Source organism: Microbacterium shimangi, from assembly GCF_043556445.1.
In the GTDB taxonomy this organism is placed as follows: Bacteria; Actinomycetota; Actinomycetes; order Actinomycetales; family Microbacteriaceae; genus Microbacterium.
In genome coordinates this window covers 874,113-900,267 of sequence record NZ_JBIGII010000004.1, presented here as the reverse complement: position 1 = coordinate 900,267, position 26,155 = coordinate 874,113, and the positions used below count along the sequence as shown (strand labels likewise).

26 protein-coding genes are annotated in these 26,155 nt (G+C 68.2%); 21 read left to right on the top strand and 5 right to left on the bottom strand.

What is annotated here, in order from left to right; translation table 11 throughout:
• Positions 1 to 174: 174 nt before the first annotated feature.
• Positions 175 to 1,032 carry a hypothetical protein gene (locus tag ACFXQA_RS11275; RefSeq protein ID WP_394519924.1) on the top strand — a complete coding sequence of 286 codons (858 nt, stop codon included), beginning with the start codon at positions 175 to 177 and terminating at the stop codon, positions 1,030 to 1,032.
• A 70-nt stretch (positions 1,033 to 1,102) separates the two neighbouring features.
• On the opposite strand, the gene ACFXQA_RS11270 is transcribed toward ACFXQA_RS11275, so the two are convergent.
• On the bottom strand, positions 1,103 to 1,990 hold the full coding sequence (locus ACFXQA_RS11270; protein WP_394519923.1) for an alpha/beta hydrolase family protein: 888 nt from the start codon (positions 1,988 to 1,990) through the stop codon (positions 1,103 to 1,105).
• 106 nt (positions 1,991 to 2,096) lie between these two features.
• Here ACFXQA_RS11270 and ACFXQA_RS11265 point away from each other — a divergent pair, with 106 nt between their 5' ends.
• Both ACFXQA_RS11265 and ACFXQA_RS11260 read left to right on the top strand, forming a co-directional pair.
• Positions 2,097 to 2,705 carry a TetR/AcrR family transcriptional regulator gene (locus ACFXQA_RS11265; RefSeq protein ID WP_394519922.1) on the top strand — a complete coding sequence of 203 codons (609 nt, stop codon included), beginning with the start codon at positions 2,097 to 2,099 and terminating at the stop codon, positions 2,703 to 2,705.
• Positions 2,706 to 2,744: 39 nt separating this feature from the next.
• A complete protein-coding gene (locus ACFXQA_RS11260) occupies positions 2,745 to 3,248 on the top strand; it encodes a GNAT family N-acetyltransferase (protein WP_394519920.1) in 504 nt (167 codons plus the stop codon).
• A 23-nt stretch (positions 3,249 to 3,271) separates the two neighbouring features.
• Here ACFXQA_RS11260 and ACFXQA_RS11255 read toward each other — a convergent pair whose 3' ends face one another.
• Positions 3,272 to 4,408 carry a hypothetical protein gene (locus ACFXQA_RS11255; RefSeq protein ID WP_394519919.1) on the bottom strand — a complete coding sequence of 379 codons (1,137 nt, stop codon included), beginning with the start codon at positions 4,406 to 4,408 and terminating at the stop codon, positions 3,272 to 3,274.
• Positions 4,409 to 4,457: 49 nt separating this feature from the next.
• Between ACFXQA_RS11255 and ACFXQA_RS11250 the strand changes: the two genes are divergently transcribed.
• From ACFXQA_RS11250 to ACFXQA_RS11235, 4 genes are all read left to right on the top strand, one after another.
• On the top strand, positions 4,458 to 4,802 hold the full coding sequence (locus tag ACFXQA_RS11250; protein ID WP_394519918.1) for a DUF2200 domain-containing protein: 345 nt from the start codon (positions 4,458 to 4,460) through the stop codon (positions 4,800 to 4,802).
• Between the two features lie 31 nt (positions 4,803 to 4,833).
• Positions 4,834 to 4,995: a hypothetical protein gene (locus ACFXQA_RS11245; RefSeq protein ID WP_394519917.1), complete on the top strand. Its 162-nt coding sequence runs from the start codon at positions 4,834 to 4,836 to the stop codon at positions 4,993 to 4,995.
• 123 nt (positions 4,996 to 5,118) lie between these two features.
• Positions 5,119 to 5,703 (top strand): PadR family transcriptional regulator, encoded by a 585-nt coding sequence (locus ACFXQA_RS11240; protein WP_394519916.1) that lies wholly within the window; start codon positions 5,119 to 5,121, stop codon positions 5,701 to 5,703.
• A 53-nt stretch (positions 5,704 to 5,756) separates the two neighbouring features.
• Positions 5,757 to 7,484, top strand: a complete 1,728-nt coding sequence (locus ACFXQA_RS11235; RefSeq protein WP_394519915.1) for an ABC1 kinase family protein — start codon at positions 5,757 to 5,759, stop codon at positions 7,482 to 7,484.
• Positions 7,485 to 7,550: 66 nt separating this feature from the next.
• On the opposite strand, the gene ACFXQA_RS11230 is transcribed toward ACFXQA_RS11235, so the two are convergent.
• Positions 7,551 to 8,573: an aggregation-promoting factor C-terminal-like domain-containing protein gene (locus ACFXQA_RS11230; protein ID WP_394519914.1), complete on the bottom strand. Its 1,023-nt coding sequence runs from the start codon at positions 8,571 to 8,573 to the stop codon at positions 7,551 to 7,553.
• A gap of 179 nt (positions 8,574 to 8,752) precedes the next feature.
• Between ACFXQA_RS11230 and ACFXQA_RS11225 the strand changes: the two genes are divergently transcribed.
• From ACFXQA_RS11225 to ACFXQA_RS11190, 8 genes are all read left to right on the top strand, one after another.
• Complete coding sequence (locus ACFXQA_RS11225) at positions 8,753 to 9,463, top strand: NUDIX hydrolase (RefSeq protein WP_394519913.1); 711 nt, start codon at positions 8,753 to 8,755, stop codon at positions 9,461 to 9,463.
• Positions 9,464 to 9,603: 140 nt separating this feature from the next.
• Entirely contained in the window at positions 9,604 to 11,085 is a 1,482-nt protein-coding gene (gene rpsA, locus ACFXQA_RS11220) for a 30S ribosomal protein S1 (protein ID WP_394519912.1), read from the top strand.
• Positions 11,086 to 11,216: 131 nt separating this feature from the next.
• Positions 11,217 to 11,396 (top strand): hypothetical protein, encoded by a 180-nt coding sequence (locus ACFXQA_RS11215; RefSeq protein WP_394519911.1) that lies wholly within the window; start codon positions 11,217 to 11,219, stop codon positions 11,394 to 11,396.
• Between the two features lie 3 nt (positions 11,397 to 11,399).
• The gene (locus ACFXQA_RS11210) at positions 11,400 to 12,446 is read left to right on the top strand and encodes a hypothetical protein (protein WP_394519910.1); all 1,047 of its coding nucleotides are present in this window, start codon (positions 11,400 to 11,402) and stop codon (positions 12,444 to 12,446) included.
• 37 nt (positions 12,447 to 12,483) lie between these two features.
• A complete protein-coding gene (locus ACFXQA_RS11205) occupies positions 12,484 to 13,044 on the top strand; it encodes a GIY-YIG nuclease family protein (protein ID WP_394519909.1) in 561 nt (186 codons plus the stop codon).
• A 66-nt stretch (positions 13,045 to 13,110) separates the two neighbouring features.
• Complete coding sequence (locus ACFXQA_RS11200) at positions 13,111 to 13,833, top strand: hypothetical protein (protein ID WP_394519908.1); 723 nt, start codon at positions 13,111 to 13,113, stop codon at positions 13,831 to 13,833.
• A gap of 63 nt (positions 13,834 to 13,896) precedes the next feature.
• On the top strand, positions 13,897 to 15,534 hold the full coding sequence (locus ACFXQA_RS11195; protein ID WP_394519907.1) for a sensor histidine kinase: 1,638 nt from the start codon (positions 13,897 to 13,899) through the stop codon (positions 15,532 to 15,534).
• Positions 15,531 to 16,694 (top strand): nucleotidyl cyclase domain-containing protein, encoded by a 1,164-nt coding sequence (locus ACFXQA_RS11190; RefSeq protein ID WP_394519906.1) that lies wholly within the window; start codon positions 15,531 to 15,533, stop codon positions 16,692 to 16,694. The genes ACFXQA_RS11195 and ACFXQA_RS11190 overlap by 4 nt, the downstream gene beginning before the upstream one ends.
• A 3-nt stretch (positions 16,695 to 16,697) precedes the next feature.
• On the opposite strand, the gene ACFXQA_RS11185 is transcribed toward ACFXQA_RS11190, so the two are convergent.
• Positions 16,698 to 17,075, bottom strand: coding sequence for a response regulator transcription factor (locus tag ACFXQA_RS11185; RefSeq protein WP_394519905.1), 378 nt, complete (start codon positions 17,073 to 17,075; stop codon positions 16,698 to 16,700).
• 150 nt (positions 17,076 to 17,225) lie between these two features.
• Between ACFXQA_RS11185 and coaE the strand changes: the two genes are divergently transcribed.
• The 3 genes from coaE (at position 17,226) to ACFXQA_RS11170 (ending at position 20,499) form a co-directional block, all read left to right on the top strand.
• The gene (gene coaE, locus ACFXQA_RS11180; RefSeq protein WP_394519904.1) at positions 17,226 to 17,828 is read left to right on the top strand and encodes a dephospho-CoA kinase; all 603 of its coding nucleotides are present in this window, start codon (positions 17,226 to 17,228) and stop codon (positions 17,826 to 17,828) included.
• 44 nt (positions 17,829 to 17,872) lie between these two features.
• The gene (gene uvrB / locus ACFXQA_RS11175) at positions 17,873 to 19,954 is read left to right on the top strand and encodes an excinuclease ABC subunit UvrB (protein WP_394519903.1); all 2,082 of its coding nucleotides are present in this window, start codon (positions 17,873 to 17,875) and stop codon (positions 19,952 to 19,954) included.
• 122 nt (positions 19,955 to 20,076) lie between these two features.
• A complete protein-coding gene (locus tag ACFXQA_RS11170; RefSeq protein WP_394519902.1) occupies positions 20,077 to 20,499 on the top strand; it encodes a VOC family protein in 423 nt (140 codons plus the stop codon).
• 7 nt (positions 20,500 to 20,506) lie between these two features.
• On the opposite strand, the gene ACFXQA_RS11165 is transcribed toward ACFXQA_RS11170, so the two are convergent.
• Positions 20,507 to 20,740, bottom strand: coding sequence for a hypothetical protein (locus ACFXQA_RS11165; protein WP_394519901.1), 234 nt, complete (start codon positions 20,738 to 20,740; stop codon positions 20,507 to 20,509).
• A gap of 37 nt (positions 20,741 to 20,777) precedes the next feature.
• Here ACFXQA_RS11165 and ACFXQA_RS11160 point away from each other — a divergent pair, with 37 nt between their 5' ends.
• The 3 genes from ACFXQA_RS11160 (at position 20,778) to uvrC (ending at position 26,147) form a co-directional block, all read left to right on the top strand.
• Positions 20,778 to 21,206 (top strand): MarR family winged helix-turn-helix transcriptional regulator, encoded by a 429-nt coding sequence (locus ACFXQA_RS11160; protein WP_394519900.1) that lies wholly within the window; start codon positions 20,778 to 20,780, stop codon positions 21,204 to 21,206.
• A 103-nt stretch (positions 21,207 to 21,309) separates the two neighbouring features.
• Positions 21,310 to 24,213: an excinuclease ABC subunit UvrA gene (gene uvrA / locus ACFXQA_RS11155; RefSeq protein ID WP_394519899.1), complete on the top strand. Its 2,904-nt coding sequence runs from the start codon at positions 21,310 to 21,312 to the stop codon at positions 24,211 to 24,213.
• Positions 24,213 to 26,147, top strand: coding sequence for an excinuclease ABC subunit UvrC (gene uvrC / locus ACFXQA_RS11150; protein ID WP_394519898.1), 1,935 nt, complete (start codon positions 24,213 to 24,215; stop codon positions 26,145 to 26,147). The genes uvrA and uvrC overlap by 1 nt, the downstream gene beginning before the upstream one ends.
• The last annotated feature ends 8 nt before the right edge of the window (positions 26,148 to 26,155 follow it).

The following is a 26,155-nucleotide window of genomic DNA, read 5'->3' as shown; positions in this document are numbered from 1 at the left end:
CTCATTCTCGCCCGGCACCGCGCGACCGCGAACCATCCGACGCGGTCGTCTTACTCTCGCGGGAAAGCGCACGCGCGTCGATCGGACGATGGTCGTACGACCAAGGTCTCATTGCTGCGTTCCGACCCGCCCGCCGAGAGTGAACTCACTTCACCTGACGAATTGAGGCACACCATGGGCATCCACACTCTGAAGCGTTCCACGGCAATACTCGCCACGGTCCTGATCGCGGGAGCGGGCGTTCTGCTCGCCGGCCCGGCGGCGCAGGCCAAGACTTCTTCCGCGGGCGGCGACTACGCAGTCAGCGTCAACGGCACCACCTACAACGCCGCCGTGGGCAAGGAGACCAAGCTCCGCGACCTCGCGGTGTCAACACCGATCGTGGTGACCGGACGCAACAACACCTTCACGATCGATCCAACGACCTTCGGCGTGTACAACTACACCCTCACCGGCGCGCCCGACAGGCAGCGCATGGTCACGACGCCGACGGTCGTGTTCGCGTCGAAGGTGCCCACCCTCACCGCCGCGCAGCGAGCCGGCGTGCGCCTGTCGAGACTCGAGGTGAAAGACGACTCGCTCGTCGTGATCCTCGAGACCTCGGCGGGCAAGCTCAAGGTGCAGGCGAAAGACGGCGCGCAGGGCGGCATCTTCCAGATGGAGCCCGAGTTCGCGGGCCCGGTCGAGCTCGTCCATACCCTCGGACCCGGCCTGTTCTACTTCGTGAACGAGTTCACCGGCAAGGTGAACTTCGGCAACGGGATCGACGCGGTCACCGCGGGCACCGGCGCGCACCAGATGCTCCTCGGTAAAGACAGCCCCCAGGTCGCGACCAAGACCCTTCAGACCGGCACGGTCACCAAGTGGATCGTCCAGCCCGGCGGCCGCCTCGGGGGAGTCCTCGGCGAAGACGCGATCGAACTCTCAGCCGGCGCGACGAACTGCACCAGCAAATGCCAGGCGCAGAACCGCATCAACGGGTCGCTCCCGGTACCGCCGAACCCCACGAACCCCACACCGATCGGCGGCTGACCTCCCCGACGCGATCTCCCCGCCGGACGCCCGGCGGGGAGATCGACGTCTGTGCGCGTCTGACGCGCGGTTACTTCACGTCGATGCGCGCGCCGTCGAGGGCAGTGGCGACGATCGCGTCCCAGGCTCCGATATCGACTCCGAGCTCTGACATGAGGAACGCCGTCGACGCCCGACGTACGACATCGACCCGCGCAGGGTCCTCGTCGGTGGTGTCGGTCTGGTTGTAGCCGTGGATACCACCCAGCGAGTGCTCGCCGCCGAACAGCGTCACGAGCGCCCGGGCTCCCGGGCTCAGGCGGTACACGTCGGTGAACCAGTCCGGCCCCCGCGTCGAGAGCTGGGACTGATCGTGATCGCCGGCGACGACCAGAGTGGGCGTCGTCAGCTCGTCGAAATCCGGGCTCATGAACGCGAAGTGCTCCTGAGCGAACGGCGTCAGATCTGGGCCGCCGATGCCAGTCGCGGCCAGGAGTACCCCGGCGCGGACGCGCGGATCGAGAACGCTCGGGCCGGGGCGCCCGTCGGCCTGGACGACACGTGCACCGAGGTGCATGCCGACGCTCTGGCCGCCCCACGAATGTCCGGCGACGGCGAGCCGATCGAGATCGACGCGACCCTCGAGTCCGGGCACCTCGGAAACGATTCGAGCGAGGTCGTCGATCACGCGAGTGACGTCTTCGACGCGGAACCGCCAGATGTTGGAGAAGCGCGGGTCGGCGGGGGTGAGGCCGAGAGCTGCGGCGTCGAGGAACGCCGGCTGGACGACGACGAAACCGTGGGCGGCCCAGTGATCGACGAGCGGGTCGTAGGACGACATCGACTGGTGGTACCCGTGAGCGAAGACGATCACGGGGAGGTCGGTACCGACGGTGGGCGCGGTCACGCGCAGTTGGATGTCGTCACCACGGCCGGGAGCGGCCACGATGACGGGCTTGAGGGAGAGTGTCTGAGACACGGCGATCCTTTCGAAGTGGAGCAATGCTCCGCACACGATACGGAGCAACGCTCCGCTCCGCAAGCGTCTTCGGAGCGTCGCTCCGTTTCGTGTTAGCGTGAGCCGTATGGCGGACGACACGCAGACGACTCCGAACCGGCGCGCCGACGTCGAGCGGAACGAACGCGCCATCCTCGACGCCGCCGCCCGTGTGTTCGCGTCCTCGGGGGTCGACGCCACCGTCCGCGAGGTCGCCGCGGCCGCCGGCGTCGGAATGGGAACGCTCTACCGCCACTTCCCGAGCCGCGCCGATCTCACCGTGGCCGTCTACCGCCACCAGATCGACGCGTGCGCCGAAGCCGGCCCGACGTTGCTTGCTTCCGCCCCGACCCCGTTCGCGGCGATGGTCGAATGGATCCACCTGTTCGTCGACTTCCTGGGGACCAAGCACGGCCTCGGGCGCGTGTGGCAGGGCGACGCCGCGGGCATCTCAGCACTCCACCAGCTCTTCGTCGATCGACTCGTGCCGGTCCTCACCGACCTTCTCACTGCCGCCCGCGCGTCGGGCGAGGTCGTCGCCGACATCCGCGCGTACGAACTGCTGCGCGCCACCGGCGACCTCGTCGCCTGGGCTGTTCCCGACCCGGACTACGACGTGCGCCGCATAGTGGACCTGCTCTTCGCCGGGCTCCGACAAGAGCAGCCCGAGAACTCGGGCGCTGCCTCAGCATCCTGACCCGACGCGCTACGAATGCTGCCCGTCTACGCTCGAACCGTGAATCCGCGCTCGCTCGACACCTACGCCACCCTCCGATCCGCTCGCCCCGGGGATGAACCCGGCATCCTCGCCTGCATCCAGGCTCTCGCCGATTACGAGCGTGAACCGGATGCTGTCGACAACACCGTCGAGGCGCTCACCGCGACGTTGTTCGGTGAGAACCCCCAGGCATTCGCCCACGTCGTCGAGCGCGACGGGCGGATCGTCGGGATCGCCCTCTGGTTCTTGACGTATTCGACCTGGACGGGTCGCCACGGCATCTGGCTCGAAGACCTCTATGTCGACGACGCCCAGCGGGGCCGGGGCTACGGCAAGGCGCTCATCGCCTCACTCGCCGAGGTCTGCGTCGAACGCGGGTACTCGCGGCTCGAGTGGACGGTGCTCGACTGGAACGCCCCGGCGATCGCGTTCTACCGAGCGATCTCGGCGACGCCGATGGACGAATGGACGACCCAGCGCCTCACCGGCGATGCGCTCACGGCTCTCGCCGCAGCATCCTGACCCCTTCTTCTCGCAGGAGTCGTTCACCGACCGTCGACGATCGACATGAAGCCCGCGAACGCGAACAGCCCGGGGACGACGTAGAGCGACGTGCGGAAGACGAACCATGCGACGGCGCCGATGATCGGTCCCATGCCGGTGCTGCGATTGCGCACGGCGAGGCGCCGGCCGTCATCGCCGACCACCGGTCTCTGCGGTACCCACGGCTCGCCGGGACGATCGAGCGTGGCGCGCACCGCGGCGAGGGCACGAGGAACGTCCTGCCCGGGAACGCGCTCGTCGAGGTACTGCCTCGCCTTCGCGGCAACCCGGGGAACGACGCGCTCGAGAACCGCTCCCACCGTCTGCCATTGCTCGGGCGTGAAGAAGTCGGCCCCGGGTGAGGTGAAGAAGACCAGGGTGTCGTCGACGATCTCGACGTTGTAGCCGCTGGCGTCGTCGACGAGGGCCGCCATCAGATCGGGCGTGAGCACGTAGAGCGCGTCCTGGCCGTACTCGACCGGCGAGTAAAGGGTGAACCACCGGTCGAAGTCGCCCTCGAGGGAGAGCCGCTGGCCTCGAACGACACCGGCGGGCAGATCGGTGCGCAAACCATTGTTCGACGTCGCGTCGAGGATGAGGTGGGGGAGCGGAGCCGGAAGCGTCACGGCGATGTACTGCCACGCGGTCGCCCGCGGACCGCGCGCCTTGAGGGTGCCGAACTCGACCCCACGGGCGGCGAACCGCGGATACGCGCGCACTCCGACGCTCGAGCTGGTGATGAGCGCCGAGAACCCCGGCCTCTCGCTCGCGCCGGACTCGAAGCCATTGGCGCGTGCGGTGAGCGTCCGCCGCCATTCCTTGAGGCGCGCTCGCGCCGACGGCGGCCTCTTGGTCGACCGATAGAGCAAAAGCGTGCCGACCAGCCACACCGCGAGGATCGGCATGGTGACGGTGAGGATGGCGATGTCGCCGGAAGAGAGCTGACCCTCTTGGACGGCATCGACCTGCACGCCGATCGACATGAAGACCACGAACATGTACCAGAGCAGCAGGCAGTTGTTGACGTGCAAGAGCACCTGGCGCTTCGTCGGCGCCCAACTGGGCCGCATCTCACGTCGAACGGACTCCATGGCCTCGGCGACATCGTCGGCCGGCGCGGTCATCCAGCGCAGGTCCATGATCGTCCAGGTTACTGCGCTCCCACCCGCCGCTCGTTACGCTTCCCTCGTGCACCGGATCTTCACGACGAGCTTCTCGGCCGTCTATCCGCTCTACGTGGCGAAGGCGGAACGCAAGGGGCGCACCAGAGAAGAGGTCGACCAGCTCGTGCTCTGGCTGACCGGATTCGACGAGCCGACCCTGCGGCGCCACCTCGCCGACGGGACGACCTTCGAGCGGTTCTTCGCCGAGGCGCCGCTGAACCCGAACGCCTCGCTCATCACCGGAGTGGTCTGCGGCGTCAAGGTGCAGGAGGTCGAAGACCCGCTGATGCAGAAGATCCGCTACCTCGACAAGATCATCGACGAGCTCGCCAAGGGCAAAGCGATGGAGAAGATCCAGCGCACCCCCTGACGGGCTGCGCCTCCGGCGGTAGGTTCGGGGCATGACCCACCGCGAGCAGTCCGAAGAGCCGGGCGGGGCCGACGAGATCGGCGCGGCCCGCGACGCGCGCGACGACGGCGAGTCGCCCACGCACCTCGACGAAGACGAACTGCAGCGCATCGCGGCGCACCGACGCGACCCGGGCGCCGGCGGCCACGACTGATCAGCACAGGGCGTCGGCCCTCGCTGAGCAACGCCTGAAGATCGGCCCCCGAGTTCGCTGAGCGATATATCGTTGAGTATCGCTGAGTCCTCCCCGGGCCTGGCCAAATATAGGAGGTCCATCATGAGCAATCCCTTCGCAAGCGACGGATTCGCTGGAGCAGGCCGCGGTCGCGGCGCCGGCCAGGGCTGGCCGATGAGCGGTCTGTGGGAGGCCATGGAGCAGTTCGGCAAGCAGTTCGAGCAGAAGGTCAGCGGCACCCCCACCCGTATGGGCAAGGGCGACGTCCGGGCCGCAGTTCTCGCGCTCCTCGCCGAGAAGCCGATGCACGGCTACCAGATCATCCGCGAGATCGAAGACCGCAGCGGCGGCTCGTGGAAGCCGAGCCCCGGCTCGGTCTACCCGACCCTGCAGCTGCTGGCCGACGAAGGCCTCATCCGCGCCACGGAGTCCGAGGGTCGCAAGACCTACTCGCTCACCGACGAGGGCCGCGAGGTCGCCGGCGCCGAGACCGATCGCACCGCCCCGTGGGAGGCTTCCGGAACGCGTGAGAACCTGCGCACCGGTGCGCTCCCGAAGGCCGGCGTCGATCTCGCTCAGGCAGTCGCTCAGGTCGGACGCTCGGGCAACCCCGAGCAGGTGAAGCAGGCGGTCGACGTGCTCGACGAAGCGCGCCGTAAGATCTTCTCCATCCTCGCCCAGGACTGACGCTGCATCTGAACGACCGGGTGCCTGAGGCACGCCGGCGTCAAGGAGATTAAATGGCCGACGCCGGCGACATGCGTGCCCGCTATCGAAGGATCACGCGGTTCGCTGCGCGATACCTCGTGCAGGCATGGTGGTTCGAACTGTTCCTGCCCCGACTCGGGCTCTCCCGCCTCTCGGCGCGCAACCGCACGAAGCGACTGCAGAACATCGCACGACGCTTCCACGGTCTCGCCGTCGATCTCGGCGGCCTCATGATCAAGGTCGGGCAGTTCATGTCGTCGCGCCTCGACGTGCTGCCGCCCGAGATCACGAAAGAGCTCGAGGGGCTGCAAGACGAGGTGCCGGCGGTGCCGTTCGCGGCAATCCGCGCGCTGGCAGAAGCTGAGCTGGGGGTGTCGCTCGACCGTGCGTTCGCGTACGTCGACCCGACACCCCTCGCCGCAGCATCCCTCGGGCAAGCGCACCGCGCCACCCTTGCGCCCCGCGATGCGGAGGAGACGGGTCTCACCGACGTCGTCATCAAGATCCAGCGCCCGGGCATCGACCAGATCGTCGACGTCGACCTGCGGGCATTGCGCCGCGTCGCCCAGTGGCTGAGCCGCGTGCGGCTGGTGTCCGACCGCGTCGACATGCACGCCCTCGTCGAAGAGTTCGCGCACACGAGCCTCCAAGAGATCGACTACCTGCAAGAGGCCACGAACTCCGAGAGATTCGCCGCCGATTTCGAGGGTGACCCGCGGGTCTCCGTTCCCGAGATCGTGTGGGAGCGCACAACCCGACGCGTGTTGACCCTGCAAGACGTCACGGCGATCAAGATCACCGACGTCGATGCGCTCCGTGCCGCGGGTATCGACCCGGCCGAGGTCGCGATCGAGTTCGCCTCGATCATGTTCGACCAGCTCTTCGCCGACGGGTTCTTCCACGCCGACCCCCACCCCGGCAACATCTTCGTGACGCCGAACCAGCCGGTCCCTGAGCTCGTCGAAGGGTCCGGCGGGGGAACGGATGCTGCCGGCCGCGCCTGGCATCTCACGTTCATCGACTTCGGCATGATGGGCGAGGTTCCCGAGGGGCTGCGTCGGGGGCTCCGCCGACTTCTCATCGCGGCCGCGTCCCGCGACGGCAAGGGTCTCGTCGACGGCATCCGCGACGTCGGGGTGCTCCTGCCCTCGGCCGACACCGCCGAGCTGGAACGCGCGATGACGCAGCTCTTCGCCCGCTTCGGCGGCATGGGCTTCGCCGAACTGCAGGAGGTCGATCCCCGGGAGTTCCGCGCGTTCGCGGTCGAATTCGGCGACGTCGTGCGGTCCTTGCCGTTTCAGTTGCCGGAGAATTTCCTGCTCATCATCCGCGCGATGTCGCTCGTGTCGGGCAACGCCAGCGCGCTCGACCCCGCGTTCAACATCTGGGACGCCGTCGAGCCCTACGCGAACCGGCTCATCCGTGAAGAGGGCGGCAACGTCGTGCAGGGGTTCGCGAAGGAGGCGGTCTCGCTCGCCGGCCTCGCCGCGCGTCTGCCGCGGCGGTTCGACGACCTCGCGACGCGGATCGAAGACGGACGCATCGCGGTGCAGACACCGAAGCTCGATCGGCGCATCGGTTCGCTCGAGCGCATGGGCCGGCGCGTCGTGTCGGCCGTGCTCTTCGCGGCGCTCCTCATCGCGGGCGCCGTGCTGCGCGTCGACGACGCCGTCTTCGGCACGGTGCTGATGTGGGTGTCGGCCCTCCCGCTGCTGCACGCCCTGTTCGCCGGCTTCACCGCGAGGCGCGGCCCGGGTTGACACGGGTACGAGAAAGGGCGCCGACGGTTTCGTCGGCGCCCTTTCTCGTTACTGGGTCGGTGCGGGTCAGTACCAACCCGAAGACTGCGACTTGCCCCATGCCCCGCACGGGTCGCCGTAGCGGCTCGAGATGTAGCCGAGGCCCCACGCGATCTGGGTGGCCGCGTTGGTCTGCCAGTCAGCGCCGGCGCTCGACATCTTGCTGCCCGGGAGCGCCTGCGGAATGCCGTAGGCACCGCTCGAGCGGTTCATGGCCTGGTAGTTCCAGCCCGACTCCTTGTTCCAGAGCGAGACGAGGCACGAGTACTGGTCGTCGCCCCACCCGCGCGCGGCGAGCATGGCGTGAGCCGTGGCCTTCGCTCCCGCGGGACTGTTGTCGCCGGTGCCGTCGCCCGTGGGGATCGGCGCTACGGGCGGCGGTGTCGACCCGGTCGAACGCGGCTCGGTCGTCGTCTTGTCGGCGGCGGATGCTGCGGCATCGGCCTTCGCCTTCGCTGCGGCCGCTGCGGCTGCCTCGGCCTCGAGACGCGCCTTCTCGGCGGCCTCCTCTTCGGCCTTCTTCGCCAGGGCGCCATCGAGGCTGCCGCGCAGCTGGTTCACGCGTGAGTCGACGGACGCGACGAGTTCGGTCACATCGTCGGTGAGATCGGGAACGAGCGGAGCCGGAAGGACTTCGGCAGCGTCGAGACGCGCGGCGGCGGCTTCGAGAGCGGCGGTGTCGACCGTCGTGTCGGGTTCGCCGATGTCGAGACCCGAAGCCGCGATGTCGGCCTGCACGGTTTCCGCGGCCGAGGTGACCGACTCGGCGGCGGCGACGGCGTCGTCAGCCTCGGCGACGGCGACCTTCTCCACCGCGGGGGTTGTGATCGTGGGCTTCAGCGGTGTCGAGTACGACACCAGCGAGAAGCTCGGCGTCGTCGCGCCCGCCTCTGCCTGGGCCTGTGCCGGGGGAGCCGTCGCCGTGAATGCGACGGCGGTGACGATCCCGAAAGCCAGACCCGTGGCGACGATCGCGCGGCGGTTATGGCTGCGGCGATCGGCCTGACGGCGGGTCCGACGGGCAGAAGAAGAGGGCGTGTTCGGATGCATAAAACCAGTTCCGTATGGGGGATCCGCGCTCTCGGCGCGGTACGTCGAATCCGCTCGCGCGGACATAAATCCGAGAGTCTGGCACGGCCTACCTGGGCGGTTCCTGGACGCACCGCCAAAGAAAGGCCAGATCAGGGGCCCGCGGAGCGAGCCCCGCGGCACCGGCGTAGCCTGAGAACGTGCCTCTCGAACCCGCGCCGCAGACCGCGCGGGCACAGCTCGCCGCCCTCGCTCACGATGCTGCGAGGAACGGCACCGGTGCCCTCGTCGAAGGCCTCCCCGCGGTGCGGGATCCTCGCCCCGCCGCCGTCCTCATGCTCTTCGGCGTCCTCGACGCGCTGCCCAGCGGTCATGACGCACAGGCTCGCGCGGTGTCGCGAGACCTCGACGTGCTGCTCCTCGCGCGCGCTGCGACACTGCGCGCGCATCCGGGTCAGGTCGCCTTCCCCGGCGGTCGCGTCGACCCGGGCGACGCCGATGCCGTCGCGGCCGCGCTCCGGGAGGCCGAGGAGGAGACGGGGCTCGATCCGGCCGGCGTCGAGGTGCTCGGCACGCTCGCACAGGTTCCGCTCGAGTTCTCGCGCCACCTCGTGACTCCCGTTCTCGGGTGGTGGAAGCATCCGTCCCCCGTCCGTGTGGTCGACGTCGCCGAGTCGGCGGCGGTGTTCCGCGCACCGGTCGCCGATCTGCTCGACCCCGCGCATCGAGGGTCGACGGTGATTCGTCGCGACGGGCACGAATGGCGCGGGCCGGGATTCCTCGTTCCCCACGAGACGGGGTCGCACCTCGTGTGGGGGTTCACGGCGATGCTGCTCGACGGCCTCTTCGATCGACTCGGGTGGACGGAGCCCTGGGACGAGCGCCGGGAGCTGCCGCTCGATCTGCCCTGATTCTGCTACCCTGGAATGTCACCTTTGTGGCTCGTTCGGCATGTCTGCGCGCGAGTCGGTGACAGAACGACAATCCGCTTTGCTTCGACTCGACCACGCGGTCGAAGCCCGATACCCAACCCTCTAGGACAACCCACTACATGACTACCGCAACGACCGCCCCGGCCACCAAGCAGGTCGCGATCAACGACATCGGATCTGCTGAAGACTTCCTGGCCGCGGTCGAACTGACCCTGAAGTTCTTCAACGACGGCGACCTCATCGAAGGAACCGTCGTGAAGATCGACCGCGACGAGGTTCTCCTCGACGTCGGTTACAAGACCGAGGGTGTCATCCCCTCGCGCGAACTTTCCATCAAGCACGACGTCGACCCCAACGAGGTCGTCAAGGTCGGCGACCACGTCGAGGCGCTCGTTCTCCAGAAAGAGGACAAAGAAGGCCGCCTCATCCTCTCCAAGAAGCGCGCTCAGTACGAGCGTGCGTGGGGCGACGTGGAGAAGATCAAGGAGACCGACGGTGTCGTCACCGGTTCGGTCATCGAGGTCGTCAAGGGTGGACTCATCGTCGACATCGGCCTCCGCGGCTTCCTGCCGGCATCGCTCATCGAGCTTCGCCGCGTCCGCGATCTGACGCCGTACCTCGGCCAGGAGATCGAGGCCAAGATCCTCGAGCTCGACAAGAACCGCAACAACGTCGTGCTCTCGCGCCGCGCCCTGCTCGAGCAGACGCAGTCCGAGTCGCGCACCACGTTCCTCAACAACCTCCACAAGGGCCAGGTCCGCAAGGGCACGGTCTCGTCGATCGTCAACTTCGGTGCGTTCGTCGACCTGGGCGGCGTCGACGGTCTGGTTCACGTCTCCGAGCTCTCGTGGAAGCACATCGAGCACGCGTCCGAGGTCGTCGAGGTTGGCCAGGAGGTCACCGTCGAGATCCTCGAGGTCGACCTCGACCGTGAGCGCGTGTCGCTCTCGCTCAAGGCGACGCAGGAAGACCCGTGGCAGGTATTCGCCCGCACCCACGCGATCGGCCAGATCGCACCGGGTAAGGTCACCAAGCTCGTTCCGTTCGGTGCGTTCGTTCGCGTCGCCGACGGCATCGAGGGCCTCGTGCACATCTCGGAGCTCTCGGGCAAGCACGTCGAGCTCGCCGAGCAGGTCGTTTCGGTCGGCGAAGAGGTCTTCGTCAAGGTCATCGACATCGACCTCGAGCGTCGCCGCATCTCGCTGTCGCTGAAGCAGGCCAACGAGTCCGTCGACCCCAACGGCACCGAGTTCGACCCGGCCCTCTACGGCATGGTCACCGAGTACGACGACCTGGGGGAGTACAAGTACCCCGAGGGCTTCGACGTCGAGACCCAGGCCTGGGTCGAAGGTTCCGACGAGGCCCGCGAGAAGTGGGAGCAGGAATACGCTGCTGCCCAGGCTCGCTGGGAGTCGCACAAGGCCGCTGTCGCCAAGGCCGCCGAGGCCGAGGCGAACGCCCCGACCTCCACGTCGACCCCGTCGAGCACCGACTTCGGCGCCGGCACCGGTTCGTCGTTCACCTCGGAGTCGTCTTCGGCCGGCACCCTGGCCGACGACGAGGCACTCGCGGCACTGCGCGAGCGTCTCTCGAGCCGCTGATCTGACGCTCTAGCTCATGCGGGCCGGGACCCTCGGGTTCCGGCCCGCTTTGCGTTTCGCGGGCGTCCTACGGCCGCGCGTGCGGCGCGCAAGAGTTTGACGCGGCCCGGGCCAGGCGAAAGGGTGGACCTATGAACGCCCGTCTGCCTCTCGCCATCACGACCGTCGCCTGCCTGATCCTCTTCGCCGCGATCGCCCTCGTCTTCACCCTCGTCGTCACGAGCCTGATCATCGGTGGCCCGATCGACTTCCCGGGGGAGCCCGAGATCGCGGATGCTGCGGGCCTCGCCTCGCTCGTCCTCGCCGCCTGACGCGTGCGCATCGTCGCCTTCGTCGGGGCGGTCCTCGTCTCGACGGCTCTCTTCGTGGGCGCGGCCGTCGTCCTCGTCTTGGCGCATCCTGAGTTCGACGGCTGGCTGATCGTCGGATCGGTCGCCGTCACCTTCTTAGGTCTCGGCCCCCTGCTCCTCGGTTCGCTCCATGCTTATTGGGGCGATCAGCGCACGCCTGACGCCCGCAAGGTGCTGCGCCGCTGGCTCATCGCTGTAGTGGTCGCCCAGGCCGCGGGCTCTGTCGCCCTCTTCGTCTGGGCGTTCGGCACAGCGGCCCCACTGTGGATTCCCGTGACCTTCGTCGGAGTCGCCGTCGCGCTCACCGTGGTCGGGTTCTTCGTGGGACGTGCGCTCGGCCGGGCCGACGAGAGACGCTCCGCCCCGGCGGCCCCGACGCAGAGCTTTCACGCAGGAGTCATCCCGCGCGCCGAGGTGAAGCGCAAGGTCATCGCGGTGGTCATCACCTTCATCGTGGCAGCGCTGGTCGTGGGGATCGGTGCGGCAGTGCTGTTCTCCTCGCTCGGAGGGCACCTGTATCAGGCGGCGATCTTCGCTCTGCAGTTCGGTTTCCTTGCGGCAGCCATGGCGGCGATCCTCGCGACGCTCCCGTGGAACCGCGCGCTGCGCGATTCCACCGGGCGAGACCTGGGCCGCGCGCGCACCGTGGGCCGTGTGGTGCTGCGGGGGAAGAACATCGCCCTCTCGCCCGATGACGAGCGTGCTGCCGCGCGGTACGCGGCGATCGCGTCGGTCTCGCTTCCGTTTCAGCTGACATACCTGGTCCTCCTTTACGCCGGGCTTGCGCTGGGTCAGGTGAGAAACCTGGTCGACGGTCAGGCCTCATGGTTCCCCGTGGCGATGGTCGTGTTCCTCGCGATCGCGCTCTTCGTTTTCCTCCCGTGGCTCATCGTGCAGATTCGTCGCGCGCGGCGCTACGCGCGGACGCATCCGGTTGCCCCCGGAGACCCCGCGCCCCTCGGTGTGGGGGAGTTGGGCCCAGCGCCTACGCCCGGTGTGAATCCGCTGTAACTCTGAGGCTGTCCGGGCCCCCGCGTACGCTCGCGAGGTGCCCGAACGCCGCGTTCTCGAGTGTCTCGTCGACGGATGCTGCGTACCCGCCGCCCCGGGCGCACCCGTGGCCGTTTGCGAACGGCACCTGGCGGCAGCATCCGATTGGTCCTCACGGGAGCACGGTGTGACCGACGTGCTTCCTTCGCCGTGCCGCGTCTGCGGGTCGCGGCTCGGTGTGCGCTGGGCCAGCGGATGGACCTGCGCCGTCTGCGAGTGGCGTCACGGCGAGATCGTCGACGACGAGCTGCCGCCGCCGCGGGTCGACGTCGTCTACTACCTGCGATTCGACGACCGCATCAAGATCGGCACGACGGCGAACCCGCGACAGCGCCTCGCCGCGATCTGGCACGACGAAGTGCTGGCGTTCGAACGGGGCGACCGCACCCTCGAGCAACGCCGTCATGCCCAGTTCGCCGAAGAGCGGTTCGAACGGACGGAGTGGTTCCGACTCACTCCAAGGCTCCGTGCGCACGTCGACACGGTCGCAGCGGGCGGCTCCGATCCGTGGGCGCTGCACGCCCGCTGGACGAGTGAAGCCCTCGCCCCGCGGGGCTGAGCAACCTCAGCCCACTCAAAGGCTCGGGATCTAGCGTGACGAGTCCCCACGAAAACGGAGGACACCATGGGCTTCCTTGATCGACTCTTCGGCGCCGGCGATGACGCCTCCCGAAACGCCCCGCAGAACGTCGCGCCGAACACCGCCGCCGACCAGCGGCCGCAGGCTTCGGCCTATCGCGACGCGGACGGCGGGTACGCACCGCCTCCCGGCCCCGGGGTCGGGTACACACCCCAGAACGGTCAGCAGCTCACCGACGACCAGGCGGCGATCGAGAAGTACCGTTACCTCCTGCGCACGGCACCCCCCGAGACCATCGAACAGGTGCACGCCGAAGCGTTCTCGCGCCTCACCGATCCGCAGCGGCAGCAGGTGCTGGCCGACCTGTCATCGACCCTTCCGGCGTCGGAGCGACCGGCGAGCGACGACCCCGACGCCATGGCCCGCGCGGCGACGAGGGCCGAATACACGCAGCCCGGGTTCATGGAGCGCACCTTCGCCAACCGTTCCTTCTCGGGGCAGGGCCCCGGCGTCGGCTCGATGTTCGGAGCCTCGGTCCTCGGCACGATCGGCGGCTACGTCATCGGTTCCGCCCTGGTGAGCTCGTTCATGCTCCCGTCGTTCGCGTACGGCGGCGAGGGCTCCGGGGATGGTTCCGGCGACGGCTCGGGTGACGCAGGTGGGGCGGACGCTTCCGCCGACGCGGGTGGCGATTTCGGCGGCGAGGCAGCGGGGGCCGACTTCGGCGGCTTCGGCGATTTCGGCGGCGGAGACTTCGGCGGCTTCTGACGCGCAGAATTCCGGCGCGTCGATTGCGCGTCGGGAGGCGCCGCGCGCGATAATCTCGGGCCCATGGCCTGGTTGTCCGAAGAGGAGCGTCGTACTCGCACGCTCGACGTGACGCGCGACCGGGCGGTGCTCCTCAATCAGAGTCTGCTGAGCGGGGTCGCGCTGGTCGCGATCGCGGTGGCGATCGCCATCGGGCAGGTGGTCGACCCGACGACATTCCTCTACGGCGCCGCCCTTCTGTTCGCCACGACCGCGGCGGCCATGCTGGTGCCCTGGCAGCGTCTGCCCTACTGGGCCGTCGCGGTGCTGCCGATCGTCGATATCGTCGCGCTCGGACTCCTTCGCGACAGTGCGCCGAACGCCGGGCTCGGATTGCTCTGGGCCTTCCCGGCGATGTGGATCGGCGCCTCGTTCGGCCTGGTCGGCGTCGTGGGGGGCACGGTCTTCGTCGCCGCTTCCTACTGGTTCGTGATCGCGGTCGACTCGTCGCAGTCGTTCTCGACGTCGACGGTTCTGCTTCCTCTCGTGATCGCCGCCCTCTCGACCATCTCGTACCTCGCCGCACGCCGGGCGCACGCGCAGCGGCAACTGCTCGAGAAGCAATCGCGGCACCTTCGCCGTTCGGTCGACCGGGCTCGGCGCCAAGAAGACCTCGTCACCGAAGTTCTCGACGCGGTCGACTTCGGCGTCATCCGCATCACCTCGGAGGGCGATCTCGTCGTCACGAACGAGGCGCACGCTCAGCTGCAGGGCAATGCCTTCGCCGGCTTGGCCGACATGGCTGCCTACTCCGCAGACGGACTCACCCTGCTCGAACCCTCGGAAGCCCCGATCGCGCGCGCGCGGAGCGGCGAGACGTTCGAGAATCAGCTGGTCTGGTACGGCGCGGCAGGCTCTGGTCGACGTGCGCTCTCGGTGACGGCCCGCAGGCTCAAAGAGATCGACGGTTCGGATGCGGGCGCGATCGTCGTCTCCCGCGACGTGACCGCCGAGGAACAGGCGCTGCAGGCACGTGACGACCTCGTCGCCTCGGTCTCGCACGAGCTGCGGACCCCGTTGACGTCGATCATCGGCTACCTCGACCTGGTGCTGGATCGAGACGACCTGTCGGCCGATTCGCGGAAGAACCTCGAGGTCGCCGAACGGAACGCCGGGCGTCTGCTGCAGTTGGTGTCCGACATTCTCGCGGTGTCGGCGATGACGCGCCCCGGTGGCGGATTCACCATCGATCCCGCTCCGGCCGACATCGCCGTGATCGTCCGGGCCGCTGTCGAGGCAGAGCTTCCGAAGGCGGCCGACCGCCACATCTCCATCGACACCACCGCGGTCTCATCCGTGCGTGCGTCGGTCGACTCGCACCGCATCCGTCAGGTGGTAGACAACCTGCTCGACAACGCGGTGAAGTACAACAGCGACGGCGGACACGTGACCGTCGAGGTCGCTCACGTGCGCGACCGCGTTCGCATCGCGGTGCACGATGACGGGCCCGGGATCTCGGAGGGCGAGCGCCTGCACCTGTTCGAGCGCTTCTTCCGTTCCGACGCCGTGCGCAACTCGACCACGCACGGCAGCGGCCTCGGGTTGGCGATCAGTGATGACATCGTGCGCGGGCACGGCGGCGAGATCGTGGTCGTCACCCGGCTCGGAGAGGGCGCGACGTTCACCGTGTGGCTGCCGGCGACGAAGGAGCCCGCCCCATGACGCTCGACCATTTCACGCTCTCCCTTGCCGCAGCGGTGGTGATCATCGTCTCGGGCGTCGTCTACCTCTTCGAGACCCTCATGCGCAGAGACGGACTCTCCGGGCGTCTCTGGGCGGTCGCCTTCCTCGCGGGAATCCTCACCGTCCTCAGCTACCTCGTCTGGGCGGCCGACGCGAGCGCCTACCTCGCGGTCGCGATCGGCAACGCCGGGTTCGTGGCGACCGCGGGTTTCATCTGGCTCGGGTGCCGAGCCTTCAACGGGCGCCCGGTGCGCTACGCGGCGGCGTTCACGGTGCTCCTCGTGCTCGTCGCGGGACTCGCGGCCCTCTTCGCCGGCCCCGAAGGCGGAGACTGGGCGGGCGCCGTGCCGCTGTTCGTGAACACGGGGGTGGCAGCGCTCCTCGGGGCGGTCGAGTCGCGCCGCGGAGCGATCGGGCGCCGGTGGAGCTCAGCCGGGCTGACGATCGTTCTGGGCGTGGAAGGGTCGTGGTTCCTCGCGCGCGCGGCGGTCTTCATCTTCCTCGGCCCGGAAAGCGAACTGTTCCGCACCTGGTTCGACACCGTCGTTTCGTCGTTCCTGACGATCACCCTCACCATCATCACCGTCGTCGTGACGTCGGTGCTCCGCGCGAGCGAGTCGAACGTCCGGGGTCAACGCGACGTCTACACCCTGAGCATCGGGGTCGACGGCGTGCTTCTGCCCGCGTCGTTCACGTCGGCGGTGTCGACGATGCTCCAGCGAGCCGCCCGGGTGAAAGAGACGATGTGCGTGGTGTCGATTCGCATCGACGACGTATCACGCATCGCGACCGCTTTCGGCCCCGCTGAGGCCGAGCAGGTCGCCGCGTCGTGGCGCGCGGGGGTGCGCCGTTACGCGCCCACGGCGTCGATGGTCGGCGAGGGTGAGCCGGGGAGCCTGCTGATCGCTTTCGTCACGGCTTCGTTCTCCGATGTGCGGCGCATGGCCAGCATCATGCAGCGGCGTCTGCTCGACGACTTCTCGGCGCTGGGCATCTCCGTCGTCCCGGTCGTCGGCGTCGGGATCGCCCTCTCCGATCGGCTGGGGTACGACTTCCCTGCGCTGAAGAATGCGGCCGACATGGCGGCGACGCGCTCGATGACGAGCTCCGACGCATCGGTCATCGTCGCCGAGGGGTGAGCGTCAGTCCGCGGCCTTCGCCGCGATGACCGCCTCGACCCTGGCTCGCAGATCGCGCGGGCGGAACGGCTTGGTCAAGTAATCGTCGGCGCCGGCCTCGCGGCCGCGACGCGCGTGCTCGTCGTCGGCGCGGGCGGTCACCATCATGATGTGGGTGTCGCTGAAGGCGCGGATGCGGCGGGCCGTCTCGAAGCCGTCGATGCCCGGCATGCTGACGTCGAGGGTGATGAGAAGCGGATGCTGCTCACGCACCTTCTCTATCCCCTCGAGGCCGCCGGTCGCGGTGTGGACGTCGAAACCCGACTGCTGCAGGACGGCCGAGATCAGCGCGCGGATGTCGGCATCGTCCTCGATGATGACCGCGACGCGGGGGTGAGCCATCCGGTACCTCGGGTCTCCGCCGTGTCCGGGTGACACACGGTTCTGTCGGAATCGTAACGCACGGCCCGTATGTGCGAACGAGAGATCGTGCTCGGGGCGACAGCATCCGTGTCGCGGGTCTATCGGGCCGGGTCGTGGCATCCTCGGAACATGCCATTGATCGCACTCACCGGAGGCATCGCGTCGGGCAAATCGACGATCGCCGCCCGCCTGGCAGAACGCGGGGCGGTGGTGATCGACGCCGATGCCATCGTGCGCGATGTGCAGACCGTCGGTTCGCCGGTGCTGGCACGGATCGCAGAGACCTTCGGCGAGCGGATGCTGCGCCCCGACGGGTCGCTCGACCGCGCGGCGCTGGGGGCCGTCGTGTTCGGCGACGGTGATCGGCTCGCGGAGTTGAACGCGATCGTGCATCCGGCCGTCCGTGCCGAGTCGCAGCGCCGGTTCCGGGAGGCGGCCGACGCCGATCCGCGGGGCGTGGTGGTCTACGACGTGCCCCTGCTGGCCGAGGCTCGGGCCTCCGATCCGTGGGACCTCGTCGTCGTCGCCCACGCTCCGGCCGACGTCCGCGTCGAGCGACTGATCAGCCGCCGCGGCATGAGCGAAGCCGATGCGCGCGCGCGGATCGCCGCGCAGGCGTCCGACGACGAGCGGCTGCGGATCGCAGACGTCGTCATCGACACCGACGGCCCGCTCAACCAGACCGAGACGCAGACCGATGAGCTCTGGGAGCGTCTGACCGCGCGATCTTGACCCCGGCCCGCCCGCGTGTCGGTGGCCCGGCCTACGCTGGAAACATGCAGGCCACACGATCCGTACGCCCCTTCGAGGTCATCAGCGAATACGTGCCTTCCGGCGACCAGCCGAAGGCCATCGCAGAACTCGCTGCGCGCGTGAACGCCGGCGAGACCGACACCGTGCTCCTGGGTGCCACCGGTACCGGTAAGTCGGCGACGACGGCATGGCTCGTCGAGGCCGTGCAGCGCCCCACCCTCGTGCTCGCACACAACAAGACCCTCGCCGCGCAGCTCGCGAACGAGTTCCGCGAGCTGATGCCCAACAACGCGGTCGAGTACTTCGTGTCGTACTACGACTACTACCAGCCAGAGGCCTACGTGCCGCAGACCGATACGTTCATCGAGAAAGACTCCTCGGTCAACGCCGAGGTCGAGCGTCTGCGTCACTCGACGACCAACTCGTTGCTCTCGCGGCGCGACGTGATCGTGGTGTCGACCGTGTCGTGCATCTACGGTCTCGGCGCCCCCGAAGAGTACCTGCGGGCGATGGTGGCACTTCAGGTGGGGGAGCGGTACGACCGTGACGCACTCATCCGCAAGTTCATCTCGATGCAGTACAACCGCAACGATGTCGATTTCTCGCGGGGCAACTTCCGGGTGCGGGGCGACACGATCGAGATCATCCCCGTGTACGAGGAGTACGCGATCCGCATCGAGATGTTCGGTGACGAGATCGAGGGCTTGTACATGCTGCACCCGCTCACCGGCGACATCGCTCAGAAGATGGAATCCGTGCCGATCTTCCCCGCGTCGCACTACGTGGCCGGCACCGACAAGGTGCAGCGCGCGATCGGGACGATCGAAGACGAGCTCGCCGAGCGGCTGAAGGAGTTCGAGCAGCAGGGCAAGCTGCTCGAGGCGCAGCGGTTGCGCATGCGCACCTCGTTCGACCTCGAGATGCTGCAGCAGCTCGGCTTCTGCTCCGGCATCGAGAACTACTCGCGCCACCTCGACGCCCGCCCGCCGGGTGCACCGCCGCACACGCTGATCGACTTCTTCCCCGACGACTTCCTGCTCGTGATCGACGAGTCGCACGTCACCGTGCCGCAGATCGGCGCGATGTACGAGGGCGACGCGTCGCGCAAGCGCACGCTCGTCGAGCACGGCTTCCGTTTGCCGAGCGCGATGGACAACCGCCCGCTGCGCTGGGACGAGTTCAAAGAGCGCATCGGTCAGGCGGTCTACCTGTCGGCGACCCCGGGGCGGTACGAGATGGGCATCGCCGACGGCGTGGTCGAGCAGATCATCCGCCCGACCGGACTGGTCGACCCGCAGATCGTCGTGAAGCCGTCGAAGGGGCAGATCGACGATCTCCTCGAACAGATCCGGTTGCGCGTCGCGCGCGACGAGCGTGTGCTCGTGACCACCCTGACGAAGAAGATGTCCGAAGAGCTCACCGACTTCCTCGGCGAGCACGGGGTACGCGTGCGCTACCTGCACTCCGACGTCGACACCCTGCGACGGGTCGAGCTGCTCACCGAGCTGCGCGCCGGCGTCTACGACGTGCTGGTGGGCATCAACCTGCTTCGCGAGGGTCTCGACCTTCCCGAGGTGTCGCTCGTCGCGATCCTCGACGCCGACAAAGAGGGCTTCCTCCGCAGCGGAACCTCGCTCATCCAGACCATCGGCCGCGCGGCACGAAACGTCTCGGGCGAGGTGCACATGTACGCCGACCGCATGACCGACTCGATGCGCAAGGCGATCGACGAGACCGAGCGTCGTCGCGACAAGCAGATCGCCTACAACCTCGAGCACGGCATCGATCCCCAGCCGCTGCGCAAGAAACTGGCCGACATCACCGACGTCCTGGCGCGCGAGGCGTCCGACACCAAAGAGCTGTTGTCGAGCCGCGCCTCGGCGCGGAACAAGTCGGGCAAGGGCAAGTCGCCCACGCCGCAGTTGCGTCGCACCGGAATCGCCGCCGAGGGGGCGAACCAGCTGGCCGCGACGATCGAAGACCTGTCGAATCAGATGCTGGCCGCCGCCTCCGAGCTCAAGTTCGAGCTCGCCGGGCGCCTCCGCGACGAGGTGCAAGACATGAAGAAAGAGCTACGAGCCATGGAGCGTGCCGGCCACGCCTGACCCGCTCCGATTGTCAGCCCGTCTCTGAACCAGCCGGTCCTGAGCCAGCCGGTCCCTGAGCTCGTCGAAGGGTCCGGCGGGCAGCGGGAGGCGGGCGGCGCGGGCATGAAAGGGAGAAGCAGATGGATCAACGAGTAAGCCTGGTGACCGTCGGGGTCGACGATCTGGAACGCGCCTCTGCGTTCTATCGCGCGATCGGTTGGCGACAGCATCCGTCGTCCGTCGAGGGCGAAGTCGTCTTCTTCCAGACCGGAGGGTCGGCGTTCGCGCTCTGGGGTCGATCCGCACTCGCCGCCGACTCCGTCGTCGATGACCGCGGGGGCTGGGGAGGCATCACGCTCGCGCACAACGTGCGATCGCCCGCCGAGGTCGACGCGGTCCTGAACGAGGCCGCGAAGGCCGGCGCGCGCATCGGCAGACCCGCTGCCGCGACCGAGTGGGGCGGGTACTCCGGCGTGTTCATCGACCCCGACGGACACGCGTGGGAGGTGGCGCACAACCCGGGGTGGCCGCTCGACGCCGCGGGCAACGTCAGCCTGGGCTGAGCGCCCGCTACGGGCAGTGCATGAGCGGCTTCGGGCCCGTTCGGTCGAAGGTGTGCTCCGACATCGGGTGTCCGCACAGCGGGCAGGGCCGCCCGGTGCGCACCGGCTCGGGCGTGGTCTCGTACGGACCCACCGATGCCGGACCCGCCACGCGGATGAGCTTCGCGTTGAGGTAGTTGTACCAGCCGCCGGCGGCGCGGACGCGCTCGCGCCGCGACCCCTCCGCATCCTTTCGTGCCATGATTATTAGTGTACTAACTAATGGGAGGACCGGGGCGATGGATGCTGACGAGTTGCTCAAGCTCGACAACCAGCTGTGCTTCGCGATCGTGACCGCCGCGCGCAACGTGGTGTCGATCTACCGCCCGGTGCTCGAACCCCTCGGGCTGACGCATCCGCAGTACCTCGTGATGCTCGCCCTCTGGGACGAGTCGCCGCGGTCGCTCAGCGACCTCGCCGCCGAGCTCGCGATGGAACCCGCCACCTTGTCACCGCTCGTGAAGCGCCTCGAAGCGCAGGGCCGCGTGACCCGCGTCCGCCGGGCTGACGACGAGCGCGTGCTCGACATCGCTCTCACCGAAGAAGGCCACGCCCTCCGCGCGCGGGCGCTCGAGGTCCCGGGCCAGATCATGCAGCGCGTGGGAATGACGGCCCTCGAACTGGCCGCGGTGCGCGACGGCCTCGCCCCCTTCGCGGGACGCCGCTGAGGTCGGGCCGCAGCGCTCGAGACCGCGTGACCGTCGGGTACCAGATGGTGCGCCGGAGGCGAACCACGGGGCCCGTGTCGGAGGGCACACCTAAACTTGTCGGGTGCCCATCGTTCCCGTCGCCCTGCCCGGAAACACCAGCGGAAAACTCAGCGTCCGCGGTGCCCGTGTCCACAATCTGAAGAACGTCGACCTCGACATCCCCCGTGATGCGCTGGTCGTGTTCACCGGTCTCTCGGGGTCCGGAAAATCGAGTCTGGCTTTCGACACGATCTTCGCCGAGGGTCAGCGACGCTACGTCGAATCGCTCAGCTCCTACGCCCGCCAGTTCTTGGGCCAGGTCGACCGTCCCGACGTCGATTTCATCGAGGGCTTGAGCCCCGCCGTCTCGATCGACCAGAAGTCGACCAACCGCAACCCGCGCTCCACGGTCGGCACGATCACCGAGATCCACGACTACATGCGTCTCCTCTGGGCGCGCATCGGAGTGCCGCACTGTCCCGAGTGCGGCGCCCAGATCCAGCGTCAGACGGTTCAGCAGATCGCCGACCAGTTGATGGAACTGTCCGACGGCACGCGCTACCAGATCGTCGCGCCGGTCGTCTCGCAGAAGAAGGGCGAGTTCGTCGACCTCTTCCAAGAGCTCAGCGCCAAGGGGTACGCGCGCGCCGTGGTCGACGGAGACCTCATCCAGCTTGCTGAACCGCCGAAGCTGAAGAAGAGCTACAAGCACGACATCGCCGTGGTCGTCGACCGCCTCGTCGCCAGCCCCGACATCCTCAGCCGCGTCACCGACTCCGTCGAGACCGCGCTGGGCCTCGCCGGGGGAGTGATCCAGGTCAACTTCGTCGACGCCGAGGGCGACGACGCCTGGCTTTCGTTCTCCGAAAAGCTCGCGTGCCCGAACGGCCACCCGGTGCAGCTCACCGAGATCGAGCCGCGGACGTTCTCGTTCAACGCCCCCTTCGGCGCGTGCCCCGTCTGCTCGGGCCTCGGAACGCGCATGTCGGTCGACGTCGACCTCATGCTCGCCGACGAAGACCTCTCGATCCGCGAGGGCGTCATCATTCCGTGGACCACCCAGGGCAAGGGCCTCTTCCAGTACTACGAGCGACTCCTCGAAGGGCTCGCCCGCGATCTCGCCTTCTCGCTCGACACTCCCTGGCGCAAGCTTCCCGTCGATATCCGCGAGGCCGTGCTCCGCGGCGAGGACTACAAGGTCACGGTGAAGTGGAAGAACCGCTACGGCCGCGAGGTGCGGTACGCCTCGGGCTTCGAGGGCGTGGTGCCCTACATCGAGCGCCAATACCTTCAGGCCGAGAGCGACTCGCAGCGCCAGCGCTGGTCGGAGTACCTCCGCGAGGTGCCGTGCCTGGCCTGCGACGGTGCGCGACTCAAGCCCGAAGTGTTGGCCGTGTCGGTGCACGGAAAGTCGATCGCGGATGCGTCGTGGCTCAGCCTCGCCGACGCACAGCGTTTCTTCGCCGAACTCGAATTGACTCCCCGCGAAGCGCAGATCGCCGCGCAGGTGCTGCGTGAGATCCGCGCGCGGCTCGACTTCCTCATGCAGGTCGGTCTGACCTACCTGAGCCTCAGCCGTTCGGCGGGGTCCCTCTCGGGCGGCGAAGCGCAGCGCATCCGTCTCGCGACGCAGATCGGCTCGGGCCTGACGGGCGTGCTCTACGTGCTCGACGAGCCGTCGATCGGTCTGCACCAGCGAGACAACCGGCGCCTCATCGAGACGCTGCTCACGCTCCGCGACCTCGGCAACACCCTCATCGTCGTCGAGCACGACGAAGAGACCGTCCACGCGGCCGACTGGGTCGTCGACATCGGGCCGCGCGCCGGCGTCGACGGCGGCAACGTCGTGCATTCCGGACCACTCGCCCTCCTGCTCGAAGAGAAGAATTCGCTCACGGGCGACTACCTCTCGGGCCGCCGCGCGATCGCGGTTCCGAAGAAGCGCCGCAAGATCGACAAGCAGCGCCAGGTCACCGTCGTGGGCGCCCGGGCGAACAACCTGCAGAACGTCACGGCCAGCTTCCCGCTCGGGGTGCTGACCGCGGTCACCGGGGTGAGCGGCTCGGGCAAGTCGAGCCTCGTGAACGGCATCCTCTACGAGGTGCTCGCGACGAAGCTCAACGGCGCCCGCCGGGTACCCGGAAAGCACACGCGTGTGACGGGCCTCGACAACCTCGACAAGGTCGTCCACGTCGACCAGGCGCCGATCGGGCGCACCCCGCGCTCGAACCCGGCCACCTACACGGGCGTGTTCGACCGCATCCGCGGGCTGTTCGCCGAGACACCCGACGCCAAGGCGCGGGGGTACCTCACCGGCCGCTTCTCGTTCAACGTCAAGGGCGGGCGCTGCGAGGCGTGCTCGGGCGACGGAACCATCAAGATCGAGATGAACTTCCTCCCCGACGTCTACGTCGACTGCGAGGTGTGCCACGGCAAGCGGTACAACCGCGACACCCTGTCGGTGCACTACAAGGGCAAGAACATCGCCGAGGTGCTCGAGATGCCGATCGCCGAGGCGGCCGACTTCTTCGAGCCCATCCAGGCCATCCACCGTTACCTCAAGACACTCGTCGACGTCGGACTCGGATACGTGCGCCTGGGCCAGTCGGCGACGACGCTCTCGGGCGGCGAGGCGCAGCGGGTGAAGCTGGCGACCGAGCTGCAGCGTCGCACCAACGGACGCTCGATCTACGTGCTCGACGAGCCGACGACGGGTCTGCACTTCGAAGACGTCAGCAAGCTCCTCGAGGTGCTCAACAGCCTCGTCGACAAGGGCAACACGGTGATCGTCATCGAGCACAACCTCGACGTGATCAAGTCGTCCGACTGGGTCATCGACCTCGGCCCCGAGGGCGGTTCGGGCGGCGGCACGATCGTGGCGACCGGAACACCCGAGCAGGTCGCCAAGGTCGAGGCCAGCCACACCGGCCAGTTCCTCGCCGAGGTGCTGGGCATGCGCGCCGTCGAGGCGCGCAAGGCGGGCTGATGGCGGCGACGCGCGAGCGGATGTCGCACCTGCCCTACCGGCCGAACCCCGGCGAGATCCCCACCAACCCCGGCGTCTACCGGTTCCGCGACGCCGCAGGCAGGGTGCTCTACGTGGGGAAGGCCAAGAACCTCCGTGCCCGCCTCTCGAACTACTTCGCCCCGCTGCGGTCGCTTCATGAGCGCACCCGCCGCATGGTGACGACCGCAGCATCCGTCGAATGGACCGTCGTCGCCAGCGACGTCGACTCCCTGCAGCTCGAGTACATGTGGATCAAAGAATTCGATCCCCCCTTCAACGTGCGCTACCGCGACGACAAGTCGTACCCGTTCATGGCGATCACGCTCGGAGACGAAGCGCCGCGCGTGATCGTGACGCGCAATCGGCGCATCAAGGGAGCGAAGTACTTCGGGCCGTATCCGAAGGTCTGGGCGGTGCACGAGACGATCGACCTCTTGATCAAGGTCTTCCCGATCCGCACCTGCAGCGACTCGTCGTACAAGAAGGCCATGCAGAGCGGTCGACCGTGCTTCCCCGGGCAGATCGGCCGCTGCGGCGGACCCTGTTCGCACAAGGTCACGATCGAAGAGCACCGGGCGATCGTCGACGACTTCGTCGCGTTCATGGCGGGCGGCGACGAGCGGTTCGCGCGCGATCTGAACGCGCGCATGCGGGAGTCGGCGGCGGCGATGGACTACGAGTCGGCCGCGGTCTACCGCGACCGGCTGCAAGCCATCGAGGCGGTGCTGAAGAAGAGCGAGCTGGTGCTCACCGAAGACACCGAAGCCGACCTTTTCGGTATCGCCGAAGACGAGCTCGCCGCCACCGTGCAGCACTTCGTCATCCGCGGCGGTCGCATCCGCGGGGTCCGCGCCACGACGATCGAGAAAGAGATCGACATCTCGGGCGCCGATCTCGTCGATCAGGTGCTGCAGCGCACGTACGGCGACGCGAGCGCGGCCGACATTCCTCGCCACGTGCTCGTGCCGTCGATGCCCGAAGACGCCGGCGACATCGAGGCATGGCTGCGAGATCGACGGGGCAAGCAGGTGAGCATCCAGGTGGTCCAGCGCGGTCAGAAGGCCGACCTGATGCGCACGGCGACCCTCAACGCCCAGCAGGCCCTCATGCTTCACAAGACCCGGCGCACGACCGACTACGTCGCACGCACCCAGGCCCTCACCGACCTGCAGGAGGCGCTCGATCTCACCGATGCTCCGCTGCGCATCGAGTGCTACGACGTGTCGCACCTCTCGGGGACGAACGTCGTCGCCTCGATGGTCGTCTTCGAAGACGGACTGCCCCGCAAAGACCAGTACCGCACCTTCGGCGTACCCGAGACGACCGACGACACCGACTCGCTGTACCAGGTGCTCACCCGACGGCTGGCCTACCTCGACCGGCCCGAAGAGGAAGAGCCCCCTGCCCCCGAGCCCACCGCCGACGGCGAGGTGGTCACCGAGCCGCCGAAGCGCAAACGGTTCGCCTACCCGCCCCAGCTGCTGGTGGTCGACGGCGGACAACCGCAGGTGGCCGCCGCGGCGCGCGCACTGAAAGACGCGGGGCACGAAGAGATCGCCCTGTGCGGCATCGCGAAGCGTCTCGAGGAGGTGTGGCTGCCGGGGGAGGAGTACCCGGTGATCCTGCCCCGCACGAGCGAGGCGCTCTACCTGCTGCAGCGGCTCCGCGACGAGGCGCACCGGTTCGCCATCACCCATCAGCGCAAGCGGCGCAAGCGCGACATCTCCAGCGTGCTCTCCGAGATACCCGGCCTGGGCGACGCGCGCATCAAAGCACTGCTGCGCCACTTCGGTTCGGTCACCGCGCTCCGCGGAGCGACACCCGACGAGATCGCCGCCCTCCCGGGCATCGGTCCGAAGCTCGCCGAATCGATCCACGGGCATTTGGCTCGCCAGGCCGACCCGCCTCGGTAGGCTGATCG